Genomic DNA, 13,957 nt, shown 5'->3' on the forward strand with positions numbered 1-13,957 from the left:
CGGGTTGCCGCCTTCGCCGGCGCCGAAGGAGATGCCGGGTACCGTACGAAGCACATCACTCAGGCTGGTCGAGCCGGTGCTCTGAATCACTTCCTGCGGAATGATGGTGATGGATTTGGGCGTATCGAGCAGGGCGGCAGGCGTCTTGATCGACGAAGCCGTGTCGGCCTTGAAGCCGCTTTCGTTGGCGCCACTGACGGTGACCGCGGGCAATTCCACCGCGGCAACGGTGGTGCCGGCCGATTGGGCCGCTACCGGCGCGGCTGCGACCGCCATGCCGACGGCGCCGGAGAGGCGCGGGATGACGTTATGTTTCTTGTTCTTCCGGACGACAAAAGCGGTCTGCACGAATTCCCCCGATTGCTTGAATGATGTTGCGAATGAGATGGATTATCATTTGTATTCAATATGTCAGTCAAGGCATACATCCATAACGAATGTAGCGAAAACGATACATCTTGAATTAGCAGTACGGGAATGCATGCCGTGGCACGCGCAGATCAGGCGTGCCACGGCGAATGCCAACGGCGGCTCAATAGCGCAGGTTTACGTTGAAGATGGCGGCGCGTCCGGGCGCGATCGATGCGTAGTGCGCCGGGTAGGCCTGGTTGTAATAGACCTGTAGGCCTGGTTGTAATAGACCTTGTCGGCCAGGTTCGTGTTGGGGAAGGCGTGGCCGTTGACGCGCGGGACGAAGTTCGGGTTGTTGTAGGGCGTGCGGAATCACGGTGATGGATCTGTGTCCAGCAGTGCGTCCGGCGTCTTGATCGAGGAGGTGCTGTCAGCCTTGAACTGGCTCGGGGCCGAGCCGCTGACCGTCACGGCCGGGAGTCCCACCGCGGCAACCGTGGTGTTCCCCGCGGCCTGGGCCGCCGTTGGCGCGGCCGCGATGGCCACGCCAACGGCGCCTGTGAGGCGGGGGATGGCGCTGTGCTTCTTGTTGGTCCTGGTGACGAGTGCGCTTTGCATGATTCTCCAGCTGCTGCACAGGATCTGTAGTGCTAATAAGCAGCATTTGCATTGGAGCCACCAGATTTCGGAAGAATCTGCAAAGCGCATCGGAGATTTCGCAAATGCGCTTCGCCTCAGTTTTCCATACGCTACCTATTCGAACTGATAAGAGTAAGTCGCGTTCAAACGCGGCGACCGGCGCGAGGCATTGGTCGGCTTGTCGCCAACCGGCTGCGCCACCGAGACATCCAGCGTGTAGTAGCGCCGGTCCGAGAAGCGCAGGCCGATGGCCACCGACTGCAGCGTACGGTGCACCAGCGACAAGCTGTTCGAGTACACGCGCGCCATATCCGTCAGCACGTAGGGCTGCACGGTCTTCAGGTAGGTCAGGCCAGGCGTGACGAGGCGGTTGATCTCCGCCGACGCGCCCCAGCCCTTGTCGCCCGCCACCTCGCCCGCCGGATAGCCGAGGCCGAAGAAGCGTCCGCCAAAGCTGATCTGCTCGCTCGACGCCAGGCGCTGACCGCTGTACTGGCCCGCGGCGGACACCGCCACGCCAAAGCCCCATGGCAGGTCGGTGGCCTGCGACGCCACCAGCCGGCCGCGCACGAAGTCCAGGTCGTTGACGTTGTTCTCGCGGCTAGCGCCCAGTGCGTTCATGCCTTTGTAGACGCCAAGCGTGGCACTGCGGGTCTGGCCCTCCTGCCGCTGCACGTAGGCGAGTTCCGCGCTGAGCACGCGCACGTGCGTGGTCAGCGCGATCTGGCTGCCCGTGCCCGACTGCGTGTAGCGCTCGAACTGGTCGTTGGCATAGAGGCCGCCGGTAGCCGTGAGCGAGTGCGCGTTGTTGAGGATTACCGGATAGCTGAGCGTGCCGCCAAGGCGCTTGGTGTCGTTCACATAGCGCGTGTCGAAGCCGATCTGCGCCAGCGTGCCGTTCTGCGGCACGCCACGGTAATGCGAGGCGCTCAGGCGGGCCATCATGCCCTCTGTGCCGATCGGCTGTCCGTAGCTGGCGACGTAGTACTCCTCATGGTCCGGGCCCCGGGGCGCCAGCGCGGAGACCGATATCTGTTCTCCCAGTGGCGTCAGGCTGTTGGTGGTGGCGGTGAAGATGCCACGCACGCTTGGAGATTTGTAATCCAGGCCCATGCCAAACGTAAAGGGCTTGCGCTTGACCTCGAGCACCAGCTCGCAGGCGCCGTCCGTGGTTTGCGGCGGCTGCACGGTAGCGGCCACTTGCATGCCGGGCTGCAACGCCAGCACGTTGACGTAATGCTCGAAGGTCTCGCGGCGCAGCGGCTGGTCCTGCATCAACTGCTCGGCAATGGCGCGCAGGCGGCCTTCGGCCGGTCCCGCTTCGCCGCGGATCGTGATGGTGGAGACATGGCCTTCCACCACGGTGACCAGCACATTGCCGTTGTCGAAACTTTGCGCCGGGACAAAGGCGAAGGACAGCGGGTAGCCGCGTTGCTGGTACATCTGGGTGACTTCATTCGCCACCTCCAGCAGCTGGCCTACCGTGATCTCCTTGCCGGCCAGCGGTGCGAACCTGGCCGCGATCTCCGCGAATGGAATCGCCTTCACGCCTTCGATCTGGAAGCGCTGTGGCGTGAGCTTGCTGGAGAGCAGGTTCTGCAGCGCGGAGTCCGGCCGTTCGACCTGCACGGTGACATTGCTCTCGGGCGGACGCGCGGGCGCGATGCTAGGCAACGTTTGCGTGGGATCGCCCAGGATCGGGCTGCGTGGCTCCGCAAGGACACTGTTGCAGGCGCTGATGCCGAGCAGCAGCGTGGCAACACGCAGGCGTGTGTGCGTCATGGTCATACCCCAGGATCCGTAAAAATCAGCATGCGGCTTTAACGCGCTGTGCCAATGACGCCAGGGGTGCCGCTACCCTTGGCGGTACTGCGTGGCCGATCGCGTTCTCTTTTAAAAGGAGCGCGTTGATCGCGCGCCCCTTTTTTTTAATTCTTACATGCCGGCGCATCAGGCGCGAAGCATGTATTCCTTGGCAATGCTCAGCGCTTGCCGCCGAGGCCGCCCAGCAGGCTGCCAACGAGGCCGGTAACCGGTGCCAGCGCGTTGTTGCCCGAGCCGCTGCCGTTGCTGGCGCCATTGCCGCCGGTGATGCCCGCGACGATGCCGGTCACCGGTGCGAGCGCATTGCCTGCGCCGCCACCCGTGGCACCGCCGCTGGCGCCGCCAGCCGCGCCGGCGACCGTGCTCACTACGCTGCTGACCAGGCCAGTGACCGGGGCGAGCGGGCCGCTTGCGCTGCCGCTGCCCAGGCCGCCGGTGAGTCCACCGGTCAGGCCGCTGACCAGGCTGGTGACCGGCGCGAGCGGGCTGCTTGCGCTGCCGCTGCCCAGGCCGCCGGTGAGTCCGCCCGTCAGGCCGCTGACCAGGCTGGTAACTGGCGCGAGCGGGCCGCTGGCGCTGCCACCCGTCAGGCCACCAGTGAGGCCGCCCAGCAGGCTCGTGACCGGTGCCAGCGGGTTGCCGCTACCCGTGCCGCTCGGGTTGTAGACCACGCCGCCAAGCGCGGCCACCGTGCCGCCCGCGCCGGCGACGATGCCGCCCACGCCCGACACCACCGGCGTGTTGGTTTGCTTGATCGTGTTGCCCGCCGTGGCCAGGCCGCCGCCAAGCGTCGCCAGCAGGTTGTTGACCGGTGCACCCAGGCCGCTTGCAGCGCCCAGCGTCTGCGTGGTGCTGGTGAGTTGCGAGGTGAGCGGCACGATGAGCTTGCTGACGCCACCAGTGAGCTGCTCCACGGGGCCGGTCGAGAGCGCCGTGCCGAGTTGCGTGCCCGCGCCATTGACCGCGGCGCCGACTTGCGAAACCAGGGAGCCCACCGGCGTGGTGACTGCTGCCAGCGGCGACAGCGGACCGCTGCCCAGGCCGCTGACGAGCGCGCCGGCGTTGGTCACGGCATTGCCCACCTGGCTGACCACGCCACCGGTGCTTGCCACTGTGGTGCCGAGCGGGTTGGTGGCATTGGGGATGTTGCCCAGGCCGTCTTGCACGCCGTTGCCCAGGGTGCTGACCGCGGCGCCGAGCGAGCCGACCACGCCGCCCAGGCCATCCTTGGACTGGGTCGAGAGAATCGGCAGGTTGCTGTTCTTGATTTGCGTGCCGAGGTCGCTCACGGCATTGCCGGTCGAGGTCACCAAGCCACCGGCCTGCAGCCAAGCCACCGGCCTGATTGACGATCTGGCTGGTCGGCGTCAGCGCGGCCGTGCTGCCACCACCGTTATTGCCGCCGTTATTCCCACCGTTATTCCCACCATTGTTGCCACCGGAATTGCCGCCGTTGGTGCCGCCACCCGTGCTTGCGTTGGTGCCGCCGCCGGTACCGCTGCCGGCGGTACCGGCACTGGTACCTCCGCCATTGCTGCTGCCCGCGCCGCTGCCGGTATCCATTGACGTTGTGCCGCCACCGCTGGCGCAGCCGCCGAGTGCCAACAGCGAGCCGAGCAGTGCCGTGATGATGATCTGTTGAGTACGCATGACCTTTTCCTCTTTTTCTTCCCGTCGTGAAATCACGGTGCGCGTGGCGCTTGCCGTGGTGTCACTACATTGCGCAAAGGGTGTGCCAGTGCGTGCCCGCACGCCGCCGGCCCGCGCCGGAGCACCGGATAAAAGCGCGCCAAGCCTTGCCACGCATGGGTTTGAAGAGGATGAGACATGGCCGGGAAAGGACCAGACATGGGCGCGGTGTGCGGTGTTTCGGTGTTACGCGTTACGTAACGTCCTGGCGCTCAGGCGGAACAACGCGGACTTGAACAGCGTGCAGCGGCGCACGCCAAGCCTGATGGCAACGCGTGGGCGCACGGCAGCGCGTGCTGGTGCGTCGGGAACATCGCGGGGGGAACACGTTACGTAGCACGTAACACGCCGCGCGGCACGGGGCCGCCTTGTCGCGCCACGCAACGCGCGCCTGGCCCAGGGGTCGCCATGCCGCGTCAAACAAGGGTTTGCGCGGCGGTGCCCGGGTTGATTTCCTGCATTGCGTAGCGTGTGCGATGCGGGTGGCACGCAGCTTGCGGTATTGATTCCCGACAAGCGCGGCGCACAGCGCGGCGCGGAGCCACGGCCTTGGTCGTACCGGGTTTTCGCGCTCAAGGCTTCGCAAGCATCGTCCAAGAGCCAATTCGATTGCAGTTCCAAAGGAGAACCTTCCGCGAGGAAGACCAGGAGATCCCATGAAAGCGCATTTCGCCACGATGTCATCCATGACCCTCGCTTGTGCGGCCGCACTGTTGCTGCTGGCTGGCTGCTCCTCCGGCGGATCCGGCAGCGGCGTGAGCCCCAGCGGTGTCACGCCACCGCCAAACAATCCGCCCGCGCCGGCTGCAACGCCCGACACCACGCCCACGGCCAAGGTCACCGAAGGTGCCGGCAACACGGTGATGGCAGCGGGCAATGCGGTGAGCGATATCGGCAAGCAGATCCAGGCTGCACAAGTGCCGCTGCTTCCGGACGCTACGCGTAACGCGCTCGGCGGTGTAGTGGTAAACGCGGGCGACACGGTGGGCGCGCTCGGCGCAGGTGTGCGCGACGGCCTTGGCAATATGGGTGCGGTCACCGATCCGCTTGGCATCACCGTGGCGAGCACCGGCAACGTGGTGCAGAAGGCCGGGGTCACGGTCTCGAGCGCAGGCGATCTCGTGAGCAGCATCGGCACCGGGCCACTGGCGCCGCTGGGTGCGCTGACCACGCCCGTAGGCGGCTTGGTCAATCAGGTTGGCGGTGCGGTGACGATGGCTGGCGGCAAACTCGGCGAGGCGCTTTCGACCGGCCCCGTGGCGCAAGTGACCGGCAGCCTGAGCAAGGTGATCGTGCCGTTGACCACGCAGGTCACTTCGGTGACGCAAACGGTTGGCGGGGCCACCGGCCTTGGCGCGCCGCTGGACAACCTGCTGGCCACGCTTGGCAACTCGGTGGCCAGCGGCGGCAGCCTGCTGACCAATTCCCACGCCCCCGTGGTCTCCAGCCTCGGCGGCGTGGTGACTGAAGCCGGCAAGACCGTTGCCGTTGCCGGTGGACTGGTGCACGGCACCGCGGGCGGCGGCAACCCACTTGGCGGGCTGCTCGGCAACCTGCCTCTGGGCGGCATCGGGGGCGGCGCCAGCTCAGGCACGGGCGCCGGCGCGGCAGGCGCGTTGGCGCCTGTGACCGGCCTGCTTGCAGGCGTGACGGGCGGCGCTTCCGCGGGCACTGGCACCGCGGGCGCGCTGGGGCCCTTGACCGGTTTGCTGGCACCCGTGACGGGCGTGTTGAGCGGCGCGCGCAACGCTGCCGCGGGCGCGACTTCGACTACGTCGAACACACCGGGGCTGAGCAACTTGCTCGGTGGCCTGGCTCACTGAGTTGTGATCTGAATAAGTCTTTACGGTGCGCAGTCGTCCTTACCCCGCGGCTGCGCATCCTTTTACATCACACCGCGCCACATGGCTCACCCGAACGGGTGTGGTATTTGACGCGAGTAGAACTTTTGCTCTTTAAAAAAACACTGTTTTCAAACGGATGTCAGCCATTATGCTGAGACAACTATAACTCCAAGGGGGGGTATGGTTGATACATGGCTTTGATCTATAAATTGTTCACCAGCGTTACTGCTCGGTACTAGCCTGGCCACAAGAGCGGGGCGGTATCGGAGGGGTAAGCGGACGCTGTGTGATGACATAAATTAAAATCGGAGTGACATCATGAAAAACGCTTTGGCACGTTTTCTTCGGGACGAACAAGGGGCAACCGCAATCGAGTACGGGTTGATTGCAGGACTCATTGCCCTGGCCCTTATCACCACGGTCACTCAACTAGGCACCGACGTCAGTGCCCTGTTCACTCGCTTGAGCAGCAAGGTTACGGCCATTCTTCCTGCATCCAGTAGCTAAGTGTTAGCCCCAATTGCTGCGTTATTCTGCGCGGCAATCATCTGGACCGATTTCGCTTACCGCAAAGTACCAAATGCCGTGCTGATTGCCACGATCGTGGCAATCAGCTTGGCGCTTGCGTTCGGGCCGGCTCCTGAGCCCGAGCCTGGGCTGGGCTCTCGGCTGCTCGGCTTTCTGGTGGGCTTGCTGGTCATGTTGCCGGTTTATGCACTCGGCCGCATGGGCGCGGGCGACATCAAGTTCTTCGCTGTAACAGGCTTGTTCACTGGCCCCATGGGGCTGGTGACGGTATGGGTCGTCGGCAGCCTGCTGGCGCTTGCGCATGCCTTGCTGGTGCGCATGCAAGCTGGCGCGGTCTGGGCTGTATGGCGGGACCATTTCGCAGGCTTGCTGCAGCGAGGAGGCGGCATGCGTGTCCCTGGCGCGGCGCGCCTTACCGCGGAGGAGCGCGGTATTCCGTACGCTGCGTACCTTGCGATCGGCTTGTTGGTCTGGATGGTTTTGGGAAGGTAGCTGCCGCGCGGGCGAGGGGCTGATAGCCAATCGCCTGGCGTCCGCGCCACCGGTCGGCGCAAAAAAGTAAAAGATAACCGGGTGAAGTATGTCATTGCGGGGAAACCACGCCGTGCGGACGCGCTCGTCCGGAACGGCTGCACTTGAGTTTGCCATCGTGCTGCCGGTTCTTCTGGCTGTCGTGATTGGCATTGTCTATTTCGGTATCGTGCTGGCCCTGCAGCAGACACTGACGCTTGCCGCGGAAGAAGGCGCCCGTGCAGCCCTGCGTTACCCCAGCGGGGCATCCGCCAACAACGCGGCAGCCACGCAGGCCTTGCGGGTGAGTGCGGCTTCCACGACGGCACTGGCTGTGCTGCCAGCCTCGATCAGCAGCGTCATTGCCACCGCCAACATTGCGCAAGTGGTCTCCTGCGCAAATCCGAGCGGCTCGGTATGCGTGACGGTGACGCTGAACCTTCCCTCGAGCGCGATCTTGCCAGTCATACCTGGGGTACCTATTCCCACCACGCTGACTGGCAGCGCGACGGTGCAACTGGCACCTGACACATGAGGATCTGCCCACGCCACGAGCGGACGCCGTTTGTCGACATGTGCCTAAGCCAGATTCCATTCATCCAAACGAGAGATTTAGCATGACCAGCAAACAGATCCGCGTGCTTGCCATCGCGCTGCTCGTACTTGCCGCGTTGCTGGCGTTGCTCGCTTGGCGCGTGGCGCGCGCGCCGGCCAAACCAGCAGAGCCCGTGGCAGGAAGCACGCAGTTGTATCCGGTGGTGGTCACAGTGAAGCCGATCGAGGCCGGCAAGCCAGTCCCCGTCGATGCGCTCAAGGTGGAACAATTGCCCATCAATCCGGCGGGGGCCTACACCGAGGTGGCCCGCGTGGCAGGGCAGGTGCCGGTAATTGGCATCGGTGCAAACGTGCCGGTACTCGAAAGCCAGTTGCTGGCGGGTCTTGCCACGCAGGTGAAGGAGGGCGAGCGCGCGGTAGCGGTCGCGGTGGATGAAGTGATCGGCGTTGGCAACCAGGTGCAGCCGGGCGATTTTGTCGATGTGTTCGCGGTGTTCCGCCGCGATGGCCAGGAGATCGAAGGCAGCCAGGCACGCATGCTGCTGGCACGCCTGCGCGTGCTGGCCTATGGCGCAGGGACCGTGAACGAAACCGCCAAGCCTGCGCCCGAGCAAATGATGGCGCGCCGCGAAGGGGCAAAGACCGCCGTGCTGGCAGTGCCCGTGGCCAACGTCGGCAAGCTGGCGATCGCACAGCAAACCGGGCGCCTGTTGCTGGCCCTGCGCAACCCCGAGGATCCGGATGTTCCCACCGAAGGATTGTTCGACGATCCCGCACCGGTGTTGCAGGCGAAGGTGCCGGCAAAAGGCGGGGCCCTGACCGCGACGCTAAAAGGCGGGGCCCTGACCGCGACGCTGGCGCCATCCGATCGCGCAATGGCAGGTGTCGCACTGGCCGGGATCGCGGGCGGTGCCCGGCGTGATGCGCTTGCTGTCAAGGCAGCCCTATCGCCCGTCCAGGCACCCGCGGCCATCGCGCAGCGCGCACATGGCGTGAGCGCGAGCAGCGTCGCGCAAAACAGTGTTGAGATGATCCGCGGCGGCAAGCGCGAGATCGAATGAAGCAAGGCACGCCGCCGCAGTCGATGCACGCCTCGTGCAGGCCCGCCGGATTGCTCTTGGATTGGTGTTTTCAGTGTTACTTCTGGATAGTCGATTGATGAAATTCTTGCCAGGGCCATCGCCATGCTGGCCGTCTGCTGCTCCATCCCCGCGGCGTGGGCACAGCAGGCCGATGGTGGCGTGCGTGACTTGACGCTGGTGGTGGGTAGCCAGCATGAGCTACGTCTGAACAAGCCACTTGAACGCGTGGCGATCGGCAATCCGGCAGTAGCGGATGCGTTGCTGCTAAAGAGCCGCTCGGGTGCCAACGGCGTGCTGGTGGTGGCCAAGAAGCCCGGTGCTACCGAGTTGATGGTGTGGCCACGTGGCGAAGCCGCGCGAACCTACCGGGTGCAGGTGGATGCGACGCGAGGCGAGCCTGGCGGCCCCGACGTGGCGGTATCGGGCGGGGGCGCGCTGATCAGCGGCGAGGCGCGCGATGCGCAGGCATCGCTGCGCGCGCAACTGGTGGCGCGCGCAGCCACTGCCACGGCCGAGGGCAAGGGCGGCGTGGTGATCGATCGCTCCACGATTCCCGTCAGCAGCACGGTACAGGTCGACGTCAAGGTGGTCGAGGTCAGCAAGACCGTACTCAAGGAGGTGGGGTTCAATTTCTTCAGGAACAGCGGCGGCTTCGCCTTCGGTACCTTTTCGCCCTCGGCGTTGAACAAGGTTACCTTCACGCCAGGAACCGGAGGTGGCCAAGGCTCGCTCAGCACCGATATCAGCTCGCCGATGAGCAGCGCCTTCAATCTTGTCGCGGCGTCGCTTTCGCACGGGATCTTCGCCAACCTGAGCATTCTGGAGAGCAACGGCATGGCGCGGGTACTGGCCGAGCCGAGCCTGGTGGCGTTGTCGGGGCAGAGCGCGAGCTTCCTCGCCGGCGGGGAGATCCCGATCCCGGTGCCGCAGGCACTCGGCACGACCACCATCCAGTTCAAGCCCTTCGGCATTGGCTTGACGGTGACGCCGACCGTGCTATCCAAGGACCGCATCGCCCTGAAGGTTGCGCCGGAAGCCAGTGATCTTGATCCGTCGCGCGGGGTATCGATCAACGGTGCCATGGTGCCTGCCATCGTCACCCGCCGCGCCGATACCACGGTGGAGCTCGGCGATGGCGAGAGCTTCGTGATTGGCGGGCTGGTCAGCCGCACCACGGTCAGCAATGTCAACAAGGTGCCCTTCCTCGGCGACCTGCCGATCATCGGCACCTTCTTTCGCAACCTGAATTTCAACCAGGAAGACCGCGAACTGATGATCGTGGTTACGCCGCGCCTGGTGCGCCCGCTCGCCAAGGGCGCCGCGGCCGTGGCTGCGGTCAGCGAGGATGGGCGCACTAGCGGCAATCCCAATGTGTGGGGCAGGTACATGTTGGGCGAATACGTCGATCCGACGCTGCCAGGGTTCTCAAAATGACATTGGGCATGCAGGACGACGGCGCAAGGCCGGGCCAGATGGACTTCTTCCTGTTCAACACCGCACAGCAGGTGCCGCGCCAATGGCTGGCTGACGCGCTCGGCAACCTGGGCCGGCTGGTCGTCGAGGCCGGCCCGCAAGATGCTTTTGTCGAGCAGATCGCCACGGTCAATCCCGGCATGGTCTTCCTGCATTTTTCGCGTGAACAGGCGCTGGCGTCGAGCCGATTGGCCGAGCAGGTGACGAAGCTGTACCCGGGGCTGCCGCTGGTGGCGGTGGGCAATGCGGGGGAGCCGGACATCATGCTGGCCGCGCTGCGGGCAGGCGCCAAAGACTTCATCGACATGACCGCGCCGCCGGCCGGCGCGATCGAGATCGTGCGCAGGCTGCTGGCGGTGCGCGGCCAGGCGGAGCCGGCACGCCGGGGCAAGGTCGTGGCGGTGCTTGGCGCGCGCGTGGGCGTAGGCGCGACAACGCTGGCGACCAACCTCGCGGCTGCGGTGCGCAAGCGCAGCCATGGCGAGGTGCTGTTGATGGACCTGGGATTGCCGGCGCGCGACGGCTCGCTGTACATGAATATCAGTCCCGGATTTCATTTTGTCGAAGGCGTGCGCAACCTGCGGCGTTTCGACCAGGTCTTCGTGCAGACCGCGCTGGCGCGCCACGGCAATGGCGTGGCCGTGTTGCCGCTGCCGGCCACCCTGGCGGAGATGCGGGATATCTCGTTCATGGAGGCGCTGGGGCTGCTGAATCGCCTGCGTGCTTTTTTTGACCTGCAGGTGGTGGACCTGGGCGGCTTTAGCAACGTCGACTTCATGGCGCACCTGGTGAAGGCCGCCGATATGGTGGTGGTGGTGGTGGACCAGAGCGTGGGCGCCATCGTCTCGGCGGCGGAATTGCTCCAGGAGTTGAAGAAGCGCGAGGTGGAGCGCGAGGACCTGCACCTGCTGGTTTCGCGTTTCGAGGCGCGCCTGGGCGTGGATGCCCAGCAGATCGCGCAGCGCCTGGAGGCTCCCTCGGTCGGCACCTTGCCCGACCGGCGCGAGCCGCTGGTGCTGGCGCTCAATCGTGGCGTGGTGCTGGCCGATGACAGCCCCGCCGATCCCTATGTCCGTGCCATTGGCCAGTTGGTGGATCGGCTGGGATACCGTGCCGGCACTGCAAGCGAAGCTGGCTTGCTGGGCCGGGTAAAAGAAAAACTGCCCGAAGCGCTACGCGCCATGCGCGTGATACGCACTGAGCGGGCTGGGAACTGACATGTCGCAAGCCATCGAATTCTCCGATAACTCCGCCGCGCCCTTTCCTGCTTCGCAGGAATTCCAGAACATCAAGGAGGCGGCTCATGAGCACCTGCTCACTCGCATCGAGGAGCTGGGCGCGGAGTTTGGCCGCTGGTCGCGCACCGCGATCAACCGCTTTGTCGACCTGGAGCTGGAGAGCTTCACGCGGCTGCGCCGCATTCCCATCAACGAGGCCGAGCTGCATCAGATTGCCGAGGCGCTGACCAAGGAGCTGGCGGGCTTCGGCCCGATCGAGGACCTGCTCAACGACCCGGCGGTGGAAGACATCCTGGTCAACGGGCACCTGGACGTCTATGTATCCCGGCACGGCGTGCTGGAGCGCATTCCCGTGCGCTTTGCCGATAGCGGGCATCTGCTGCGCATCGTGCGCCGCATCCTGGCGCCGATCGGGCGGCGTCTGGATGAGTCCAATCCCATGGTCGACGCGCGCTTGCCGGATGGCGGCCGCATCAACGTGGTGATTCCGCCGCTGGCGCTGGCCGGCCCGGTGGTGTCGATCCGCAAGTTCCGCAAGGACCCGCTGACGCCCGCGGACCTGCAAGGCCTGGGCACCATGAGCGCCGAGGTCAACGAACTGCTCGAGGCTGCCGTCAAGGCCCGCTGCAATATCCTCGTCAGCGGCGGCACCAGCTCGGGCAAGACGTCGCTGCTCAATGCGCTGGCCACCTATGTGCCCGACGGCGAGCGTGTGATCACCATCGAGGACACGGCGGAGCTGGCGCTCAACCATCCGCACGTGGTGCGGCTGGAGAGCCGCCCTGGCGGCTTCGAAGGCACTGGCGTGGTGTCGATCCGCGACCTGCTGCGCAACAGCCTGCGGATGCGGCCCGACCGCATCATCGTGGGCGAGGTGCGCGGCGGCGAGGTGCTGGAGATGCTGCAGGCCATGAGCACGGGCCACGACGGCTCCATGGGCACCATTCACGCGAGCAGCCCGCGCGAGTGCCTGTACCGCCTGGAGATGCTGGCCGGCTTTGCCGGCTTCCAGGGCAGCGAGGCCAGCCTGCGCCGGCAGATTGCCAATGCCATCGACTTTATCGTGCAGATCGGCCGGCTCTCCAACGGCAAGCGCCGCATCCTCTCGATCACGGAAGTCACCGGCCTTGGCGACAACATCATCTCGACCCAGGAGCTGTTCCGCCATGAGCCTTTCGTCGGCCCCGACGGCAACGAGGTAGACCGCTGGCTCTCGCTTGGCATCTTGCCGCATTCGCCCAAGCTGGCGCGCATGCGCCCGACCAATTTTGGCCTGGACGACCGCTTCGATGTCTAGCGCTGCGCTGGTCGTCGCGGCCGCCGCTCTCGTTCTGCTGGGACTCGGCCTGCTGCTGCTGGCCAGCGCCAAGGCGCGTGCCCAGGAGGAAGGCGCGCGTGCGTTCCTGCAAGCGCAGACGGAGCAGGTCAAGGCACGCTATACGACTGCGCCGGAGCCGCAAGCCGGCAAGAGGCAGCACGACCTGCGGCGCAAGTGGGCGGATTTCCTGCGCCGGGCGGACCTGGTGCCGACGCGGCGCACCTATGCGCTGTGGGGAGGCTCCATCATCTGCTTAGGGCTCGTGGGCGTTGCCATGGGCGGATGGCTGGCGGCATTGGCCGCCCTGTCAACCGGGCTGGTGATCCTCTATTTCATGCTCTGGAACCGGGCCCGGCGTACCGGGCAGAGACTTCGCCGGCAGTTGCCGTCGTTTCTCGACGCGGTGGTCCGGATGATGAGCATCGGCAGCAGCGTGCCTTCGGCCTTTCAGGCTGCCATCGGCAATACCGAGGCGCCATTGCGCCACTGCCTGGTACAGGCGATCCATTTGCAGCGCGCAGGCAAGGAGCTGGATCAAGCGGTCTTGCATGTCGCGCGCATGTACCAGGTCGACGAACTGATGCTGCTGTCTTCCGTGCTACGTCTCGCGGTGCGCTACGGCGGTCGCGCCGACATTGTCATGGAGCGTACCGCGGCCTTCATGCGAGACCGCGAGCAAGCGCAACAGGAACTCCATGCGCTGTCGTCCGAGACGCGGTTGTCGGCCTGGGTGCTCGGCCTGCTGCCGATGGTGGTGGCAGGGACCATGTTTGTGATGAATGCCGCCTACATCATGATGATGTGGCGCGACCCGGCCGGCAAGACACTATTGCTGGTTGCCGTGCTGCTGGAAGTGATGGGGGCGGCCATGCTCTATCGCCTGGCCAAGTCGGTATAGGAACGAGA

The 13,957-nt window shown here is 65.3% G+C and carries 12 protein-coding genes and 1 pseudogene; 9 read left to right on the forward strand and 4 right to left on the reverse strand.

The window, feature by feature from the left end; genetic code table 11:
* The 4 genes and pseudogenes from OR16_RS26120 to OR16_RS26135 form a co-directional block, all read right to left on the reverse strand.
* On the reverse strand, window positions 1–348 hold a 348-nt coding region (locus tag OR16_RS26120; protein ID WP_006161324.1), incomplete at its 3' end, for a TonB-dependent receptor plug domain-containing protein.
* A 375-nt stretch (window positions 349–723) separates the two neighbouring features.
* Window positions 724–969 carry a hypothetical protein gene (locus OR16_RS26125; RefSeq protein WP_006161325.1) on the reverse strand — a complete coding sequence of 82 codons (246 nt, stop codon included), beginning with the start codon at window positions 967–969 and terminating at the stop codon, window positions 724–726.
* A gap of 135 nt (window positions 970–1,104) precedes the next feature.
* Entirely contained in the window at window positions 1,105–2,772 is a 1,668-nt protein-coding gene (locus OR16_RS26130; protein ID WP_100227981.1) for a ShlB/FhaC/HecB family hemolysin secretion/activation protein, read from the reverse strand.
* A 200-nt stretch (window positions 2,773–2,972) separates the two neighbouring features.
* A pseudogene (locus OR16_RS26135) lies at window positions 2,973–4,464 on the reverse strand (collagen-like triple helix repeat-containing protein).
* Window positions 4,465–5,159: 695 nt separating this feature from the next.
* On the opposite strand from OR16_RS26135, the gene OR16_RS26140 reads away from it, so the two are divergent.
* From OR16_RS26140 to OR16_RS26180, 9 genes are all read left to right on the forward strand, one after another.
* Window positions 5,160–6,326: a collagen-like triple helix repeat-containing protein gene (locus OR16_RS26140; RefSeq protein ID WP_006161329.1), complete on the forward strand. Its 1,167-nt coding sequence runs from the start codon at window positions 5,160–5,162 to the stop codon at window positions 6,324–6,326.
* 339 nt (window positions 6,327–6,665) lie between these two features.
* Window positions 6,666–6,854 (forward strand): Flp family type IVb pilin, encoded by a 189-nt coding sequence (locus tag OR16_RS26145; RefSeq protein WP_006161330.1) that lies wholly within the window; start codon window positions 6,666–6,668, stop codon window positions 6,852–6,854.
* Window positions 6,855–7,367, forward strand: a complete 513-nt coding sequence (locus OR16_RS26150; RefSeq protein WP_006161331.1) for a prepilin peptidase — start codon at window positions 6,855–6,857, stop codon at window positions 7,365–7,367.
* Window positions 7,368–7,455: 88 nt separating this feature from the next.
* Window positions 7,456–7,920, forward strand: coding sequence for a TadE/TadG family type IV pilus assembly protein (locus OR16_RS26155; RefSeq protein ID WP_043421169.1), 465 nt, complete (start codon window positions 7,456–7,458; stop codon window positions 7,918–7,920).
* An 82-nt stretch (window positions 7,921–8,002) separates the two neighbouring features.
* Complete coding sequence (cpaB, locus tag OR16_RS26160) at window positions 8,003–9,001, forward strand: Flp pilus assembly protein CpaB (RefSeq protein WP_006161333.1); 999 nt, start codon at window positions 8,003–8,005, stop codon at window positions 8,999–9,001.
* Between the two features lie 123 nt (window positions 9,002–9,124).
* Window positions 9,125–10,456, forward strand: a complete 1,332-nt coding sequence (locus OR16_RS26165) for a type II and III secretion system protein family protein (RefSeq protein WP_006161334.1) — start codon at window positions 9,125–9,127, stop codon at window positions 10,454–10,456.
* 38 nt (window positions 10,457–10,494) lie between these two features.
* Window positions 10,495–11,712, forward strand: a complete 1,218-nt coding sequence (locus OR16_RS26170) for a pilus assembly protein (RefSeq protein ID WP_043421178.1) — start codon at window positions 10,495–10,497, stop codon at window positions 11,710–11,712.
* A 1-nt stretch (window position 11,713) separates the two neighbouring features.
* Window positions 11,714–13,030 carry a CpaF family protein gene (locus OR16_RS26175; RefSeq protein ID WP_006161336.1) on the forward strand — a complete coding sequence of 439 codons (1,317 nt, stop codon included), beginning with the start codon at window positions 11,714–11,716 and terminating at the stop codon, window positions 13,028–13,030.
* Window positions 13,023–13,949, forward strand: coding sequence for a type II secretion system F family protein (locus OR16_RS26180; RefSeq protein WP_006161337.1), 927 nt, complete (start codon window positions 13,023–13,025; stop codon window positions 13,947–13,949). Before OR16_RS26175 ends, OR16_RS26180 begins: the two co-directional genes overlap by 8 nt.
* Window positions 13,950–13,957 lie beyond the last annotated feature (8 nt).

It is taken from the genome of Cupriavidus basilensis OR16, assembly GCF_000243095.1.
GTDB lineage: Bacteria > Pseudomonadota > Gammaproteobacteria > Burkholderiales > Burkholderiaceae > Cupriavidus > Cupriavidus basilensis_D.

What these genes read in the sequence shown, in the direction of transcription:
- OR16_RS26125 (WP_006161325.1), bottom strand. Translation starts at nt 969, where the DNA reads ATGCAAAGCGCACTCGTCACCAGGACCAACAAGAAGCACAGCGCCATC.
- OR16_RS26130 (WP_100227981.1), bottom strand. Translation starts at nt 2,772, where the DNA reads ATGACGCACACACGCCTGCGTGTTGCCACGCTGCTGCTCGGCATCAGC.
- OR16_RS26140 (WP_006161329.1), top strand. Translation starts at nt 5,160, where the DNA reads ATGAAAGCGCATTTCGCCACGATGTCATCCATGACCCTCGCTTGTGCG.
- OR16_RS26145 (WP_006161330.1), top strand. Translation starts at nt 6,666, where the DNA reads ATGAAAAACGCTTTGGCACGTTTTCTTCGGGACGAACAAGGGGCAACC.
- OR16_RS26155 (WP_043421169.1), top strand. Translation starts at nt 7,456, where the DNA reads ATGTCATTGCGGGGAAACCACGCCGTGCGGACGCGCTCGTCCGGAACG.
- cpaB (WP_006161333.1), top strand. Translation starts at nt 8,003, where the DNA reads ATGACCAGCAAACAGATCCGCGTGCTTGCCATCGCGCTGCTCGTACTT.
- OR16_RS26165 (WP_006161334.1), top strand. Translation starts at nt 9,125, where the DNA reads ATGCTGGCCGTCTGCTGCTCCATCCCCGCGGCGTGGGCACAGCAGGCC.
- OR16_RS26170 (WP_043421178.1), top strand. Translation starts at nt 10,495, where the DNA reads ATGGACTTCTTCCTGTTCAACACCGCACAGCAGGTGCCGCGCCAATGG.
- OR16_RS26175 (WP_006161336.1), top strand. Translation starts at nt 11,714, where the DNA reads ATGTCGCAAGCCATCGAATTCTCCGATAACTCCGCCGCGCCCTTTCCT.
- OR16_RS26180 (WP_006161337.1), top strand. Translation starts at nt 13,023, where the DNA reads ATGTCTAGCGCTGCGCTGGTCGTCGCGGCCGCCGCTCTCGTTCTGCTG.